The organism is Streptomyces rishiriensis (genome assembly GCF_003112535.1).
In the GTDB taxonomy this organism is placed as follows: domain Bacteria; phylum Actinomycetota; class Actinomycetes; order Streptomycetales; family Streptomycetaceae; genus Streptomyces; species Streptomyces rishiriensis.
Map to the genome: position 1 here is coordinate 29,284 of NZ_BEWA01000030.1, position 13,998 is coordinate 43,281.

The following is a 13,998-nucleotide window of genomic DNA, read 5'->3' on the forward strand; positions in this document are numbered from 1 at the left end:
CTGTGCGCGTACTGCTGACCGGACACCAGGGCTACCTGGGCACCGTGATGGCCCCCGTGCTCGCGGCCGCGGGCCACGAGGTCGTCGGTCTCGACGCCGGCCTGTTCGCCGACTGCGTCCTGGGCCCGCCGCCCGCGGACCCGCAGGGGCACCGGGTGGACCTGCGCGACGTCACGGCCGAACAGGTGGCCGGGGTGGACGCCGTGATCCACCTGGCCGCGCTGTCCAACGACCCGCTGGGATCGCTGGCGCCGGAACTCACCTACGACATCAACCACCACGCGTCCGTGCGGCTGGCCCGGCTGGCCCGCGACGCCGGAGTGCGGCGCTTCCTGTACGCGTCGACCTGCTCGGTCTACGGCGCCGCCGGCGGCGACGAACTCGTCGCCGAGGACGCTCCGTTGCGCCCGGTGACGCCGTACGCGGAGTCCAAGGTGCGGGTGGAGGACGACCTGCACGCGCTCGCCGACGGCGACTTCAGCCCGGTGTACATGCGCAACGCCACCGCCTTCGGCTACTCGCCCCGGCTGCGCGCCGACATCGTGCTCAACAACCTGGTGGGGCACGCCCTGCTGTCCGGCGAGGTCCTGGTGCTCTCCGACGGCACGCCCTGGCGCCCGCTGGTGCACGCCGCCGACATCGCCCGGGCCTTCGCGGCCGCGCTGGCCGCGCCGCGCGAGGCGGTGCACGACCGGGCGTTCAACATCGGCAGCGAGGTCAACAACGTCACGGTCGCCGAGATCGCCGGGCAGGTCGCCGAGGCGGTGCCCGGCTCCGAGGTGGTGATCACCGGGGAGAACGGGGCCGACCCGCGGTCGTACCGGGTGGACTTCTCCCGGTTCCGCGCCGCCGTGCCCGGCTTCGACTGCGAGTGGACGGTGAAGCGGGGCGCGCTCGAACTCGCCGACGCCTACCGCACCCACGGGCTGACCCGCGAGGCCTTCGAGCAGCGCTTCACCCGGCTGGCCGTGCTGCGCGCGGCGTCCGACGCCGGCACGGTCGACGACACCCTTCGGTGGCGCCCGTGACCACGCCCGGCGAGGAGATGCACGCACTGGTGGAGCGGATGTACCCGCTGTGCCGGAGCATCACCGGCGACGGGGTGCGCGCCACCCTGGACATCGTCGGCGAGTACGTCCCGCTGCAGGTGCACGAGGTGCCGACCGGGACGCAGGTGCTCGACTGGACGGTGCCGCAGGAGTGGAACATCCGGGACGCGTACATCGCCGACGGCTCCGGACGCCGGGTCGTCGACTTCGCCGCGTCCAGCCTGCACGTGCTCGGCTACAGCGTGCCGGTGTCGGCGACGATGCCGCTCGCCGAGCTGCGGCCGCATCTGCACACCCTGCCGGACCACCCGTCCTGGGTGCCGTACCGCACCAGCTACTACCGGCCGGAGTGGGGGTTCTGCCTGTCCCAGGAGACCCTGGACGCGATGCCGGACGGCGAGTACGAGGTACGCATCGACTCCACGCTCGCCGACGGCCACCTCACCTACGCCGAGCACGTGGTCCCCGGGCAGGTCGCCGACGAGGTCATCGTCTCCTGCCACGTCTGCCACCCGTCGCTGGCCAACGACAACCTGGCCGGCGTCGCGGTGGCGACGTTCCTGGCGCGGGCGCTGGCGCAGGAGACGCCGTACTACACCTACCGGTTCATCTTCGCGCCCGGCACCATCGGGGCGATCACCTGGCTGGCCCGCAACGCGGAACGGGTGCGCAGGGTCGCGCACGGCCTGGTGCTGGCCTGCGCCGGCGACCCGGGCCGGCTGACGTACAAGCAGAGCAGGCGCGGCGACGCGGAGATCGACCGGGTGCTGCGGCATGTGCTGACGGCCTCCGAACGCCCGCACCACATCACCGAGTTCACTCCGTACGGCTATGACGAGCGGCAGTACTGCTCGCCCGGGTTCGACCTCGGCGTGGGCTCGCTCAGCCGGACCCCGTACGCCGGTTACCCCGAGTATCACACCTCGGCCGACAACCCGGACTTCGTCTCGCCGGAGGCGATGGCGGACACCCTCGCGGTCTGCCGTGAGGCGTTCGCCGTCCTCGACCGCAACCGGAAGTACGTCAACCTCAGCCCGTACGGCGAACCGCAGCTGGGCCGGCGCGGGCTGTACGACTCGCTCGGCGGCCGCAGCGACGCGCAACAGGCCCAGATGGCCATGCTCTGGGTGCTCAGCCTCTCCGACGGCGAGCACACCGTGCTGGACGTCGCCGAACGGTCCGGGCTGCCGTTCGACGCCGTCGCCGCCGCGGCGGACGCCCTGCACGACGCCGAGCTGATCAAGGCGTGAAACCGGTGACCGCCGAGGGGGAGCATCCGCGGACGACCGCGGCGCCGGCCGGATCCGCCAAGCGGGCCCTCCTCGGCCGGCTGTCCTGGGGGCTGGCCGACCAGGCGGCGTCCAGCATGTCCAACTTCGCGGTGGGCATCTACGTGGCCCGCTCGCTGGGGGTGACCGCGTTCGGCGTGTTCAGCCTGGCGTGGGTCACCTACGGCGTCGTGCTCAACGTCTCCCGCGGGCTGGCCACCGACCCGCTCGTGGTGCGCTTCAGCGGCGCGCCGGAGGCGTCCTGGCGCGGGGCGGTGGCCCGGTCGTCGGGCACCGCGCTCGGCGTCGGCACCGCCCTCGGCGCGGCGTGTCTCGTCGTCGGCCTCGCGCTCGGCGGCCGGGTGGGGCCCGCGTTCGCCTGCCTCGGCGTCATGCTGCCGGGGCTGCTCCTGCAGGACGCCTGGCGGTTCTCGTTCTTCGCCGCGGGCGCCGGGCGCAAGGCGTTCGTCAACGACCTCGTGTGGGGCGTCGCGCTCGTGCCGGCCATGGTCGTGGCGGCCCGGGTGGGCAGCGTGGCCGCCTTCGTGCTCGCCTGGGGCGCGTCCGCCGCGGTCGCCGCCGCGTACGGCTGCCTCCAGTCCGGCATCCGGCCCCGGCCGGCCGGGGCGCGCGGCTGGCTGAGCGAGCAGCGCGACCTCGGCTACCGCTACCTGGTCGAGAACGTCAGCCTCAGCGGCGCGAGCCAGCTGCGGGCGTACGGGCTCGGCGCGATCGTCGGCGTCGGCGCGGTGGGCGCCGTCCGGGGCGCCGAGCTTTTGATGGGCCCGTTCCTCGCCGTACTGATGGGGCTGTCCCTGGTCACCGTCCCGGAGGCGGCACGGGTGCTGCGGCGGGCCCCGGACCGCCTCGGCACGTTCTGCCTCCTGCTCGGCGGCGGACAGGCCGTCGGCGCGCTGTGCTGGGGCGGAGCGCTGCTGCTGATGCCGGACCGGTTCGGCGACCTCGTGCTCGGCGCGGTCTGGCACTCCGCCGCGCAGCTCATCGTGCCGATCACCCTCGGCGTGGCGGGCGCCGGCCTCGGCACCGGCGCGGCGGCCGGGCTGCGCGCGCTCGGCGCGGCCCGGCGCAGCCTGCGCTCCCAGCTGTTCGCCTCCGTCTGCTACGTCGGCGGCGGACTCGGCGGGGCGGTCCTGGCGGGCACGGTCGGCTCGGCCTGGGGCGCCGCCGCCGCGACCGTCAGCGGCTCGGCCGTGTGGTGGCTGCAGCTGCGCTCCGCCCTGCGCGAGCGGCGCCCCGACTCCGTTCCCGAAGTGAGGACCTCATGACCGACCGACCCAGACTGAGCATCGGCCTGCCCGTGTACAACGGCGAGGAGTATCTGGCCGAGTCGCTCGACGCCCTGCTCGGCCAGACCTACGAGGACTTCGAGCTGGTCGTCTCCGACAACGCCTCGACCGACGGGACCGAGGACGTCTGCCGCCGGTACGCCGCGAAGGACTCGCGCATCCGCTACCTGCGGCTGCCCCGCAACATCGGCGCCACCCCGAACCACAACCATGTGCTCGCCGAGGCCCGCGGCGAACTGTTCAAGTGGGCCTCGCACGACGACCTGTACGGCCGGGACCTGCTCCGGCGCTGCGTCGAGGCGCTGGACGAGCGGCCGGACATCATCCTCGCGCACAGCGGCCAGGCGGTCATCGACGGCGACGGCCGGGTGAAGGTCCCCTACGAGTACACCCTCGCCACCGACTCGCCGCACGCGCCCGAGCGCTTCCGCAGCCTGCTGTTCGAGCCCGGCGGCGACGACTTCTACGGGGTGATGCGGACCGACGTGCTGCGCCGGGTGAAGCCGATGGACAGCTACCACCACGCGGACCGCACGTACGTCGCCGAGATCACCCTGCACGGGCCCTTCCACCAGGTGCCGGAGCTGCTGTACTTCCGCCGCGACCATCCCCACCGCGCCGAGCGGGCGAACCCGGGCAAACGCTCGCGGTGCGTCAACCTGGACCCGCGCCGGGCGGGCCCGCTGCACCCGACGCCCCGGCTGCTCGCCGAGTACGTCTGGGGCTTCGTCTCGGCGATCCGGCGGGCGCCGTTGTCCCCGGCCGACCGGCGCGCGTGCTACCGGCACCTGGCCGCGTGGATGACCAGCCGGGCCCGGCCCGGCGCCGGCGAACGGGTCGAGGACCGCGACCCGGTCGACCCGGCCGGGCTCGACGTCAGCGTCGACGCCCTGGTCGCCGGCCGGGAGGGGAGGCGGGCATGACGGCCGCGGACGCGACCGGGGCGACGGCGGTGCGCGTGGGGGTGTTCGGCCTGCTCGGCTCCGGCAACCTCGGCAACGACGGGTCGCTGGAGGCGGTGCTCGGGTATCTCCGCGCCGAGCACCCGGAGGCGGTCGTGGACGCGCTGTGCGGCGGGCCCGAGGCCGTCACGGCCCGCTTCGGGATCCCCGCGACGCGCCTGCACTGGTACCGCGGGGAGTACCGGACCGCGTCGCGCGCCGGCGCGGTCGCGGGGAAGGGACTGGGCAAGCTGGTCGACGTCTTCCGCACCGCCGCCTGGGTGCGCCGGCACGACGTGGTGATCGTGCCGGGCATGGGCGTCCTGGAGGCCACGCTGCCGCTGCGGCCGTGGGGCTTCCCGTACGCGCTGTTCCTGCTCTGCGCGACCGGCCGGCTGTTCGGCGCCAGGGTCGCGCTGGTCGGCGTCGGCGCCGCCGGGATCGGCAACCGGGCGACCCGCACCCTGGTGCGCTGGTCGGCGCGGCTGGCCGCCCACCGGTCCTACCGGGACGCCCCGTCCCGCGACGCGCTGCGGGCGATGGGCGTGGACACCGCGCACGACGACGTCCACCCGGACCTCGCGTTCGCCCTGCCGACGCCGCCGGTGAGCGCGCCCCCGGGTCCGCCGGGCCGCGTCTGCGTGGGCGTCATGGCCTTCCACGGCGGCGACGACGACCGCGACCGGGCCGAGGAGATCCACCGGCGCTACCTCGACGGCATGGTCCGCTTCGTCCGCGCGCTCGTCGGGGAGGGCAGACCGGTCCGGCTGCTCACCGGCGACACATGCGACGCGCCGGTGGTCGCCGCGATCCTCGACGCGGTGGACTCGCCGCTGGTCACGGCCGCCGAGACGGCCTCGCTGGCCGACCTGATGCGGGAGACGGCGGCTGCCGGCACCGTGGTGGCCACCCGCTACCACAACCTGATCTGCGCGCTGAAGGTCGGCACGCCGACCCTCGCGGTCAGCTACGCCGCGAAGAGCGAGGCGCTCATGGCCGACATGGGACTGGGCGCGTTCTGCCACCCGGCTCGCGAAGTCGACGCCGACCGGCTGCTGGAGCAGTTCCGGACGCTGGAGAAGAGTTCGGCGGACCTGCGGCGGATCCTCGCCGAACGGAACCTGATCGCCGCCGGGCGCCTGCGGCACCAGTTCTCCGCCCTGACGGCGGCCCTGTTCCCGGCCACCGACCGCGCCCGGACCCCCACTCACCCTCTGCGGGAGACACCGTGAACGCCCCCGGAATGAAAGCGACCGAGGTGCCGGCCATCGCCGGCGCGTACCTGTTCGAGCCGACGCCGTACGCCGACGAACGCGGCTTCTTCTGCCGCACCTTCGACGCCGACGTGGTCCGCTCGGTGGGTCTCGATCCGGACGCCTTCGTCCAGGACAGCCTGTCCCGGTCGGTGGGGGGCGTGCTGCGCGGCCTGCACCTGCGCTCCGGCGCCGGCGAAGCCAAGCTGGTGCGGTGCTCCTACGGGAGGATCTTCGACGTCGTCGTGGACCTGCGCCCCGACTCGCCGACCTACCGCAACCTGGCCACCTTCGAGCTGTCCGACGAGACGCAGCTGACCCTCTACATCCCGGCGGGCTGCGCCCACGGCTTCCAGACGCTGACCGAGACCGCCGACGTCTCGTACCGGATCGACCGCCGGCACGACCCGGCCGAGGACGTCACGATCGCCTTCGACGACCCGGAGCTCGCCGTCCCCTGGCCGCTGCCGGTCACCTCGATGTCCCAGCGGGACCGGGAGGCGCCGAGCCTCGCCGAGGTCCTGAAGCACCCGTAACACGAAGAAAGTTGAGGTCGGTGTGGACACCACAGACACCGCAGACGTCGCAGACGCCGCAGGACTCCTGCTGCCCCGGTCCCGGCAGGCGAACGAGCGGCTGCACGCCATGATCCCCGGAGGCGCGCACACCTACGCCAAGGGCGACGACCAGTACCCCGAGAACCTGGCCCCCGTCATCAGCCACGGCCGCGGCGCCCACGTGTGGGACGTCGACGGAAACCGCTACGTCGAGTACGGCTCGGGCCTGCGGTCGGTCAGCCTCGGCCACGCCCACCCGCGCGTGATCGAAGCGGTGCGAAGGGAACTCGACCGCGGCAGCAACTTCGTCCGGCCGTCGATCGTGGAGGTCGAGGCCGCGGAGCGCTTCCTGGCCACGGTGCCGACCGCCGAGATGGTGAAGTTCGCGAAGAACGGCTCCGACGCCACCACCGCCGCGGTGCGCCTCGCCCGAGCCGCCACCGGGCGCCCGCGGGTGGCCCTCTGCGCCGACCATCCCTTCTTCTCCACCGACGACTGGTTCATCGGCACCACACCGATGTCCGCCGGCATCCCGACGGCCACCACCGACCTCACCGTGGCGTTCCCCTACGGCGACCTGGCCGCCACGGAGGAACTGCTCACCCGGTACCGGGACGAGGTCGCCTGTCTGATCCTCGAACCCGCCACCCACACCGAGCCGCCGCCGGGTTACCTCGCGGGTCTGCGCGACCTGGCCGACCGGCACGGCTGCGTCCTGGTCTTCGACGAGATGATCACCGGCCTGCGCTGGTCCGAGGCGGGCGCCCAGGGCCTGTACGGCGTCGTCCCCGACCTCTCCACGTTCGGCAAGGCGCTGGGCAACGGATTCGCCGTCTCCGCGCTGGCCGGACGCCGCGATCTGATGGAGCGGGGCGGGCTGCGTCACACCGGCGAGCGGGTGTTCCTGCTGTCCACCACGCACGGCGCGGAGACGCACTCCCTGGCAGCCGCGATGGCGGTGCTCGACACCTACGTCGAAGAGGGCGTCACCGCACGTCTGCACGCCCTCGGCGAGCGGCTGGCCGCCGGCGTCCGCGACGCCGCGGCCGCCGGCGGCGTCGGCGACCACATCGTCGTGCGGGGCCGGGCCAGCAACCTGGTCTTCGCCACCCTCGACGAGAACCTGCGGCCGTCGCAGGAGTACCGCACCCTGTTCCTGCGCCGTCTCCTCGCGGGCGGCGTGCTGGCCCCGTCGTTCGTGGTGAGCAGCGCCCTCGACGAAGCCGACATCGACCACACCGTCGACGTGGTGGCCCAGGCGTGCGCGGTGTACCGCAGGGCGCTCGACGCCGCCGACCCCACCCCCTGGCTGGGCGGCCGCCCGGTGAAGCCGGTGTTCCGCCGCTCGGCGTGACGCGCGTGACGTGCGTGAGGCGGCGCGGGACGGCGTGACGTGCCGTCAGCGACGCTCACGCCCGCCGGAGGCCGGGCCGGTCAGCCGGTCAGCCGGTCAGCCGCGGGGGTGGGATTCCTCTCGGCCGCCCGGTCCGCGGTCCGCGGTGCGGTCGAGCAGCCACCCGGTCGTCGGCACCACCGCCAGCGCGGTGCACCAGCCGCCGAGGACGTCGGTCGGGTAGTGCGCGCCCAGGGCCACCTGCGCCCAGCCCATGGCGGCGCCGGCGACCAGCGCGGCGCCCAGCACGAGTGCCATGCCGGCCGTCCTGCCGAGGCCGAGCCGGCCGGTCGCGAGGAACGCCACCGCCAGGGCGAGCGCGGTGGCGAAGGCGGTGTGCCCGCTCGGGTAGGACAGGTTGGCGTCGCCGTGGATGGTGCGTCCCACCAGGTGCTTGAGCAGCGTCGCCACCCCGACGCTCACACCGGCGCCCGCCACGGTGAGCACCGCCGCACGAGGACGCTTCAGCGCCAGACAGCCCGTCACGACGACCAGGACCAGCATCACCGACCCCAGGGGCTCCCCCAGGAAGTCCAGGGCCAGCGCGACGTCCCGCCACGGCGGACGCACACTGTCCGCCGTCGGCGGGACGATCCACCGGTCCACCCCACTGGGCTCGCCGTCACCGGCGTACAGCCCCCCGAGCACGACGACGACCAGCGCGGCAAGGCCCACGACCGCCCCGAGCCACCCGCGCAGCACCGGGGGCAACACCGGATGCGCCGTCCGGCCGGCCGGACGGGCCCGCACACCGTCACGGACCGTCTCCTGCCGTCGCCCACTGCCCACCAACGACCCCCCGACATGTCGGAACCGGCTCACCAGGGAGCCACCGCCACCCTAACCGTCCGGGCCCGGCGGGACATGGGGCGAGGGAACGGGGCTAGGCGCCGTCCGTGTCGTCGCGCAGGGAGTGCGTCATGCTCCGCAGGATCCGGAACGCGCCCGACCGCTCCGCCTCGGTCAGGCCGGCCAGCATTCTGACCTCGACGGACCGCACGGCCGCGGACGCCTTCTCCAGGCTCCGCCGACCGCGAGGCGTGAGCCGCGCGGGAAGGACCTTGCCGACGCGCGCCTCCGCGGGCCTGGTCACGTAGCCCTCCCGTTCCAGGTTCTGGAGCAGCACGTTCATCGACTGCCGCGTCACGAACGCGCCGCGCGCGAGCTCGGAGTTCGACAAGCCCGGCCGTTGGGCCAGCAGCTCCAGGCAGGAGTAGTGCGTCACGCTCATCCCGAGCGGCCGCAGCACCTCCTCCATGGCCGCGCGCAGGGCGCTCGAGGCCTCCTTCAGCAGGTAGCCCAGCGATGTGTCCAGGTCGACGCCGACACCCTTTTGACTCATGTCAGAAGTCTGACATACCTTGACCCGTGTCAGGAATCTGACACGGAGAGAAGGAGCATCACCATGCCCGCCACCGGCCCCGACTTCATCTCGCTCCAGGCACGCGACCTCAGCGCTTCGCAGGCGTTCTACGAGCAGTACCTCGGCCTGGTCCGCTCACCGACCGGACCTCCGCACGCCGTCGTCTTCGAGACGCGGCCGATCGCGTTCGCCCTCCGCGAGGTCGTTCCCGGCACCGATCTCGCCTCCGTCGCCCAGCCCGGCATCGGCGCCGCGATATGGCTCCACGCCACCGACGTCCAGGCCATCCACGACGCCCTCGTCGCCGACGGCCGCACCATCGTCTCCGCACCGGTCGACGGCCCCTTCGGCCGGACCTTCACCTTCGCCGACCCCGACGGCTACCACGTCACGCTCCACGACCGCACCTGACCGCCCACCCGCCCCCGGCGACGAGGTGCGCTCGCCCGGGCGGGAAGGGCGGCGTCCCGACGCGATCCGCACGGTCGAGCGGTGGGATCACTCGATCGTGAGTTCCTGCGCTGTCGCACCCGGCAGGACGCGATGCTCGGAAGGACGATGCGGGCCCAGGGCTGCCTGGAGGTACGACGGGTGAGGGGAGACGGCGTGACACGAGAAGCGGGTCGACGCGGGGGCTTGGACGGTCAGGCGCTGTTGCTGGCCGCCGGGCTGGCTGATCTGGCGGTGAGCACGGTGGGTTCGGCCCTGGGAACCGTGCGGGGGCTGCTGCGCCGGTCGGACGCCGAAGAGCTCGCCGCGGAGGCCGAGCACGAACTCGTGGCACGTGGCCGTCTGGTGCTGGACAGGTACGCGGGCGTGCCCCCGGCCCACCTGGAGATCCTCGCCCGGCGCGCCCTCGCCCGGAAGGCCGCCGGTGGCGTCTGACCGGTGGGAGCCGCAGGCGTTCAAGGCTCGCGTGGACGCGGTGCTGCGGCAGTTCGTCGCCCGGGAGGCCGACGAGTTCGCGGCGGTCGATCCGATGCTCGGCGCGGTCGCCGAGAGGCTGGAGGCCGCGGTCGCGGACGGCAAGCGGCTGCGGGCGGCGTTCTGCTACTGGGGGTGGCGGGCGGCGGGGCAGCCGGACAGCGAAGCGCTGGTCCGGGCGGCGTCCTCGATGGAGCTGGTGCACGCCGCCGCGGTCGTGCACGACGACCTCATCGACGACAGTCCGCTGCGGCACGGGCGCCCCACGACCCATGTCGCGCTCCTCGGGGCCGTGGGGACTCGTGCGGACGCCGACGGCGCCGCGCGGTCGTTGGCGATGCTGGTGGGTGACCTGCTGATGGCGCTGGCCGGGCAGTTGTTCGCCACCAGCGGTCTGCCCGCCGCGTATCTCGTCCGGGCCCGCCCGTTGTGGGCGGTGACGGCCCGCGAGCTGATCGCGGGCGAGTGTCTGGAGATCCTGCGCACCGGAATCGGCCCGGACACCGAGGCGTCGCTGAAGGTGATCCGGTACAAGACCGCCAAGTACACCGTCGAACACCCCCTGCTGATCGGTGGTGCGCTGGCCGGTGCGGGGGCGTGGCTGCGCGAGGGCTACTCCGCGTACGGGCTGCCGCTGGGTGAGGCGTTCCAGCTCCGGGACGACCTGCTCGCTGCACGACCTCGGCCTGCGCGGTGAGCCGTGGCACCCGACCTCCTCGGTCCGCACCGTGCTCCGCCCCGGCACCCCCTGGATGCTCAAGCTCTCGCTCGCCCGGCGGATCACCAACTCCCGCCGGGAGAACCTCCGCAAGGAGCTGCACCGCGGCCCGGAGGTACACCGGCTGCTGGAGGCGGGCCTGGCCGCCGAGTGGCGGGCCGCGCACCCCGGCTCCGACATCGTCCGCGACTCCGGGTGGATCGGCCTGGACGCCCCCGGGCTGCCCGATCCCACCGGCCTGGACACGGTGGTGCGCCGCCGGCCGTCGGCCCGGACGCCCGGGTGCACTGCGTCGCCGGACTCGTCGCCGAGCAGCCGCTCGGCGACACCCGCGACTCCGCGCCGCCCGGGGTGGTGCGCGGCCTCGCCGCCCGCACCGCCCAGCCGTCGCCCGCCGTGTCCGCCGTGTCCGCCGTGTCCGCCGTGTCCGCCGAGTGGCTCCGGCGCTACCTGGACGCGGTGGTGCTGCCCATCCTCCGGCTGGACGGCCAAGTCGGCATCGCCCTGGAAGCACACCAGCAGAACACTCTGGTCCTGCTGGACGCCGACGGCCGGCCCGTCGGCTGCCGCTACCGCGACAACCAGGGCTACTGCTTTTGCCGGTCGAAGGCCGCCGAACTGTCCGCCCGCCTGCCCGGTATCGGTACGCTCAGCGACATGTTCGTCCCCGACCAGGTCGCCGACGAGCGGTTCTGCCACTACCTCGGCATCAACCACGTGCTCGGCCTGATCGGCGCGTTCGGCGCGTTCGGCGTGTTCGGCGTGTTCGGCGCGTTCGGCGCGTTCGGCGCGTTCGGCGCGTTCGGCGCCCAGCGTCTGGCGGCCGAGGGGCAGTTGCTCACCCTGCTGCGCCGCTTCCTCGCCGGCCCGGCCGCCGCGCCCGGCTCCGGCCTGACCGCCCGGCTGCTCGACGCGCCGACCCTGCACTGCAAGGCCAGCCTGCTCACCCGCCTCGAGGGCCTCGACGAGCCGGTCGGCCCGGTGTCCACCCGGTCGGTGTACGTCACCCTGCCCGACCCGGTCGCGGCCCCGTGACCCACACCGCCCTCCCCTGCGCGCTGACCAGCGCCGCCGGCGCGTTCCGGCTGCGCCCCGTCCGGCCGGCCGACCTGCCGCTGATCGCCGAGTGGATGAACGACCCGGCGGTCGCGGCGTACTGGTCGCTCGACGGGCCGGCCGAGCGCACCGAGCGACACGTCGCCGCCCAGCTGGCCGGCGACGGCCGCAGCACCCCTTGCCTGGGCCTGCTCGACGGCACGCCGATGAGCTACTGGGAGGTGTACCGCGCCGACCTCGACCCGCTCGCCCGCCATTACCGGTCCGAGCCCCACGACACAGGCATCCATCTGCTGCTCGGGCCGCCCGAGGCACGCGGCAGGGGGCTCGGCAGCATCCTGCTCACCACCGTCGCCGATCACCTGCTGCGGTACGCCCCCCGGCTGGTCGGCGAGCCGGACCTGCGCAACGCCCCGTCCCTCAGGGCGTTCCGAAACGCCGGTTTCCACCGCGTGGCCGAACTCGACCTGCCCGACAAGCGGGCCGTCCTGATGGCCCGTCGACCGGCCCCGCCCGCCAGGAGGACCACGACAGCATGAACCAGCCGGCGACCGCACCGTACGACCAGGTGCCGGACATGGACACCGACGCACGAACGGAGTTCCGCTGGCACCACGGCCTGCTGGTCGACGGGGCCAGGGTGCAGGTCCCCTTCCTGGCCGACCTCGTCTCCCTGGCCGAGCGGCCCATGACATCACCGTCCTCGGTTCCGGCCAGTCCGGCGCCGAGATCTTCCTCGACCTCCGTCGGCGCACCCGACCTGAGGCCTCGGCGCCCACCGGGCCGCCGTGATCCTCAACGCGGTCGCGGGCCGCACCGTCCATCCGCTCCCCGCCCGCACGGCCTGGACCAGCTTCGCGCCGCCCACCCCCGCCGACTCACGACCGCACGAGAACGACAGTGTGCCCGCACACGCCCGTTGACCCGCCGCCCGGAGAACTCGTCCGGCGGGTCCGGTCACGCTGCCGCGATGACGGAGGCGATGCTGCGGTGCCGGGCGACGCCGTGCGCGAAATCGGGCGCGCGTGACGTGCCGTCACGCAGGTCGTCCAGGAACTGCCGGTAGGCGTGGGCAACCGCGTAAGCCGGCGCGTCGGCCCGGGGGTCCAGTCGCGGGACGCGGACGTACGCTTCTGGCACCGCCATGGGAGCGAGCTCGGTGGACGTTCCGCGGCCGCCTTCGAGGGTGACCGGACTGAGCTGTGGGTGGCCGATCGGGGCGGTGAGGACGAGGTCGCCCTCGGTGCCGTTGATCTCCCAGCGGAAGTTGGTCCCCCGGGACCTGCCTCCGCGGTAGTGGAAGGTGGCCACCGCTCCGCCCGGCAGCCGTCCCGAGGCCACCACCTGGTCCGCAGCGGTCATCGGCACGGGTTGCCCGCTCTCGGTGTCCACGGCCGACGTACGCCGCGACACCAGGTGGATCCGCAGTTCCTCGGGCTCTCCCAGGACCGACGCGAGTCCGTCGAGAGCGTGGCTGAAGGGAACGGTCAGCAGTGTCGCGCCGTTCGCGGCCTCGAGCACATGGTGATCGCCGGGCCCGACGGTGGCGCCCCAGGCGCCGCCCGAGCCGACGACCGTCGTGGAGAGCACCTCCCCCACGTACCCGTCGGCCACGAGATGCCGTGCGTAGGCGAAGGCCGGGTGCGACCGCGCCTGGAGTCCGACGACGGTCGGCACCGCGTGGCTGTGTGCTTGCTGCGCCATGTCCACGGCCTCCGCGAGCCCGTTGCCCAGCGGCCACTCGCACAGCACGCTCTTGCCGGCGCTCAGCGCCGCCTGCACCAGTTCCCGGTGGTGCGGCACTTTCACCGCCACGACCACCAGGTCCACCTCGTCACAGGCCACGAGTTCGGCAGCCGTCCCGAAGGCACTGGACACACCATGCTTCTGTCCGGAGCGCTCCGCCGAGTGTTTCGAACTCGCGCTCAGGGCCCGCAGCTCATAACCCGGGACGGCGCGCAGGGCAGGCAGGTGAGAGCGCTCGGCCCAACTGCCGTGCGCCCCAAGTCCTATGACCCCTACTCCGATCGGCTTCTCGGACCGGGCCAGCTCGGCGAGCAGCGACTCAGATGTATTCATGATGCGTCACCTGTTCTTTGTCGAGCGGGTGCCGACGCGGGAGATTCACGCTCGGCGGGTACCGGGTGAGTGGGTGACGCCGTGGACGGG

At 73.7% G+C, this 13,998-nt stretch carries 15 protein-coding genes and 3 pseudogenes; 15 read left to right on the top strand and 3 right to left on the bottom strand.

The window, feature by feature from the left end; translation table 11 throughout:
• Positions 1-2: 2 nt before the first annotated feature.
• Genes Sri02f_RS37430 through Sri02f_RS37460 form a run of 7 tightly spaced genes read left to right on the top strand, consistent with a single transcriptional unit; the run spans position 3 to position 7,729 of the window.
• On the top strand, positions 3-1,028 hold the full coding sequence (locus Sri02f_RS37430; RefSeq protein WP_109005773.1) for an NAD-dependent epimerase/dehydratase family protein: 1,026 nt from the start codon (positions 3-5) through the stop codon (positions 1,026-1,028).
• Positions 1,016-2,299, top strand: a complete 1,284-nt coding sequence (locus tag Sri02f_RS37435) for a DUF4910 domain-containing protein (protein WP_109005774.1) — start codon at positions 1,016-1,018, stop codon at positions 2,297-2,299. Before Sri02f_RS37430 ends, Sri02f_RS37435 begins: the two co-directional genes overlap by 13 nt.
• A gap of 5 nt (positions 2,300-2,304) precedes the next feature.
• On the top strand, positions 2,305-3,603 hold the full coding sequence (locus Sri02f_RS37440) for an MATE family efflux transporter (protein WP_109005884.1): 1,299 nt from the start codon (positions 2,305-2,307) through the stop codon (positions 3,601-3,603).
• On the top strand, positions 3,600-4,547 hold the full coding sequence (locus Sri02f_RS37445; RefSeq protein WP_109005775.1) for a glycosyltransferase family 2 protein: 948 nt from the start codon (positions 3,600-3,602) through the stop codon (positions 4,545-4,547). The genes Sri02f_RS37440 and Sri02f_RS37445 overlap by 4 nt, the downstream gene beginning before the upstream one ends.
• Positions 4,544-5,797 (top strand): polysaccharide pyruvyl transferase family protein, encoded by a 1,254-nt coding sequence (locus Sri02f_RS37450; protein ID WP_174855786.1) that lies wholly within the window; start codon positions 4,544-4,546, stop codon positions 5,795-5,797. Before Sri02f_RS37445 ends, Sri02f_RS37450 begins: the two co-directional genes overlap by 4 nt.
• 11 nt (positions 5,798-5,808) lie before the next feature.
• Positions 5,809-6,354, top strand: a complete 546-nt coding sequence (gene rfbC / locus Sri02f_RS37455) for a dTDP-4-dehydrorhamnose 3,5-epimerase (RefSeq protein ID WP_109005776.1) — start codon at positions 5,809-5,811, stop codon at positions 6,352-6,354.
• 22 nt (positions 6,355-6,376) lie between these two features.
• The gene (locus Sri02f_RS37460) at positions 6,377-7,729 is read left to right on the top strand and encodes a glutamate-1-semialdehyde 2,1-aminomutase (RefSeq protein ID WP_109005777.1); all 1,353 of its coding nucleotides are present in this window, start codon (positions 6,377-6,379) and stop codon (positions 7,727-7,729) included.
• 96 nt (positions 7,730-7,825) lie between these two features.
• On the opposite strand, the gene Sri02f_RS37465 is transcribed toward Sri02f_RS37460, so the two are convergent.
• Entirely contained in the window at positions 7,826-8,518 is a 693-nt protein-coding gene (locus Sri02f_RS37465; RefSeq protein ID WP_109005778.1) for a phosphatase PAP2 family protein, read from the bottom strand.
• 133 nt (positions 8,519-8,651) lie between these two features.
• On the bottom strand, positions 8,652-9,110 hold the full coding sequence (locus Sri02f_RS37470; protein WP_109005779.1) for a MarR family winged helix-turn-helix transcriptional regulator: 459 nt from the start codon (positions 9,108-9,110) through the stop codon (positions 8,652-8,654).
• A gap of 63 nt (positions 9,111-9,173) precedes the next feature.
• Here Sri02f_RS37470 and Sri02f_RS37475 point away from each other — a divergent pair, with 63 nt between their 5' ends.
• From Sri02f_RS37475 to Sri02f_RS43350, 8 genes and pseudogenes are all read left to right on the top strand, one after another.
• Complete coding sequence (locus tag Sri02f_RS37475; RefSeq protein WP_109005780.1) at positions 9,174-9,542, top strand: VOC family protein; 369 nt, start codon at positions 9,174-9,176, stop codon at positions 9,540-9,542.
• A gap of 195 nt (positions 9,543-9,737) precedes the next feature.
• Positions 9,738-10,016 carry a polyprenyl synthetase gene (locus tag Sri02f_RS37480; protein ID WP_109005781.1) on the top strand — a complete coding sequence of 93 codons (279 nt, stop codon included), beginning with the start codon at positions 9,738-9,740 and terminating at the stop codon, positions 10,014-10,016.
• A pseudogene (locus Sri02f_RS43935) lies at positions 10,006-10,749 on the top strand (polyprenyl synthetase family protein); the annotation flags it as partial. The gene Sri02f_RS37480 and the pseudogene Sri02f_RS43935, both read left to right, overlap by 11 nt.
• Positions 10,727-11,808: pseudogene (locus Sri02f_RS43940) on the top strand (IucA/IucC family C-terminal-domain containing protein); the annotation flags it as partial. The pseudogenes Sri02f_RS43935 and Sri02f_RS43940, both read left to right, overlap by 23 nt.
• Positions 11,700-12,368 carry a GNAT family N-acetyltransferase gene (locus Sri02f_RS37495; protein WP_109005886.1) on the top strand — a complete coding sequence of 223 codons (669 nt, stop codon included), beginning with the start codon at positions 11,700-11,702 and terminating at the stop codon, positions 12,366-12,368. The pseudogene Sri02f_RS43940 and the gene Sri02f_RS37495, both read left to right, overlap by 109 nt.
• Positions 12,369-12,415: 47 nt before the next feature.
• A pseudogene (locus Sri02f_RS44380) lies at positions 12,416-12,550 on the top strand (SidA/IucD/PvdA family monooxygenase); the annotation flags it as partial.
• Positions 12,523-12,621: a SidA/IucD/PvdA family monooxygenase gene (locus Sri02f_RS44280; protein ID WP_373865168.1), complete on the top strand. Its 99-nt coding sequence runs from the start codon at positions 12,523-12,525 to the stop codon at positions 12,619-12,621. The pseudogene Sri02f_RS44380 and the gene Sri02f_RS44280, both read left to right, overlap by 28 nt.
• Complete coding sequence (locus Sri02f_RS43350) at positions 12,618-12,752, top strand: hypothetical protein (RefSeq protein WP_307721072.1); 135 nt, start codon at positions 12,618-12,620, stop codon at positions 12,750-12,752. The genes Sri02f_RS44280 and Sri02f_RS43350 overlap by 4 nt, the downstream gene beginning before the upstream one ends.
• 34 nt (positions 12,753-12,786) lie before the next feature.
• Here Sri02f_RS43350 and Sri02f_RS37505 read toward each other — a convergent pair whose 3' ends face one another.
• Entirely contained in the window at positions 12,787-13,908 is a 1,122-nt protein-coding gene (locus Sri02f_RS37505) for a Gfo/Idh/MocA family protein (RefSeq protein WP_109005783.1), read from the bottom strand.
• Between the last annotated feature and the right edge of the window lie 90 nt (positions 13,909-13,998).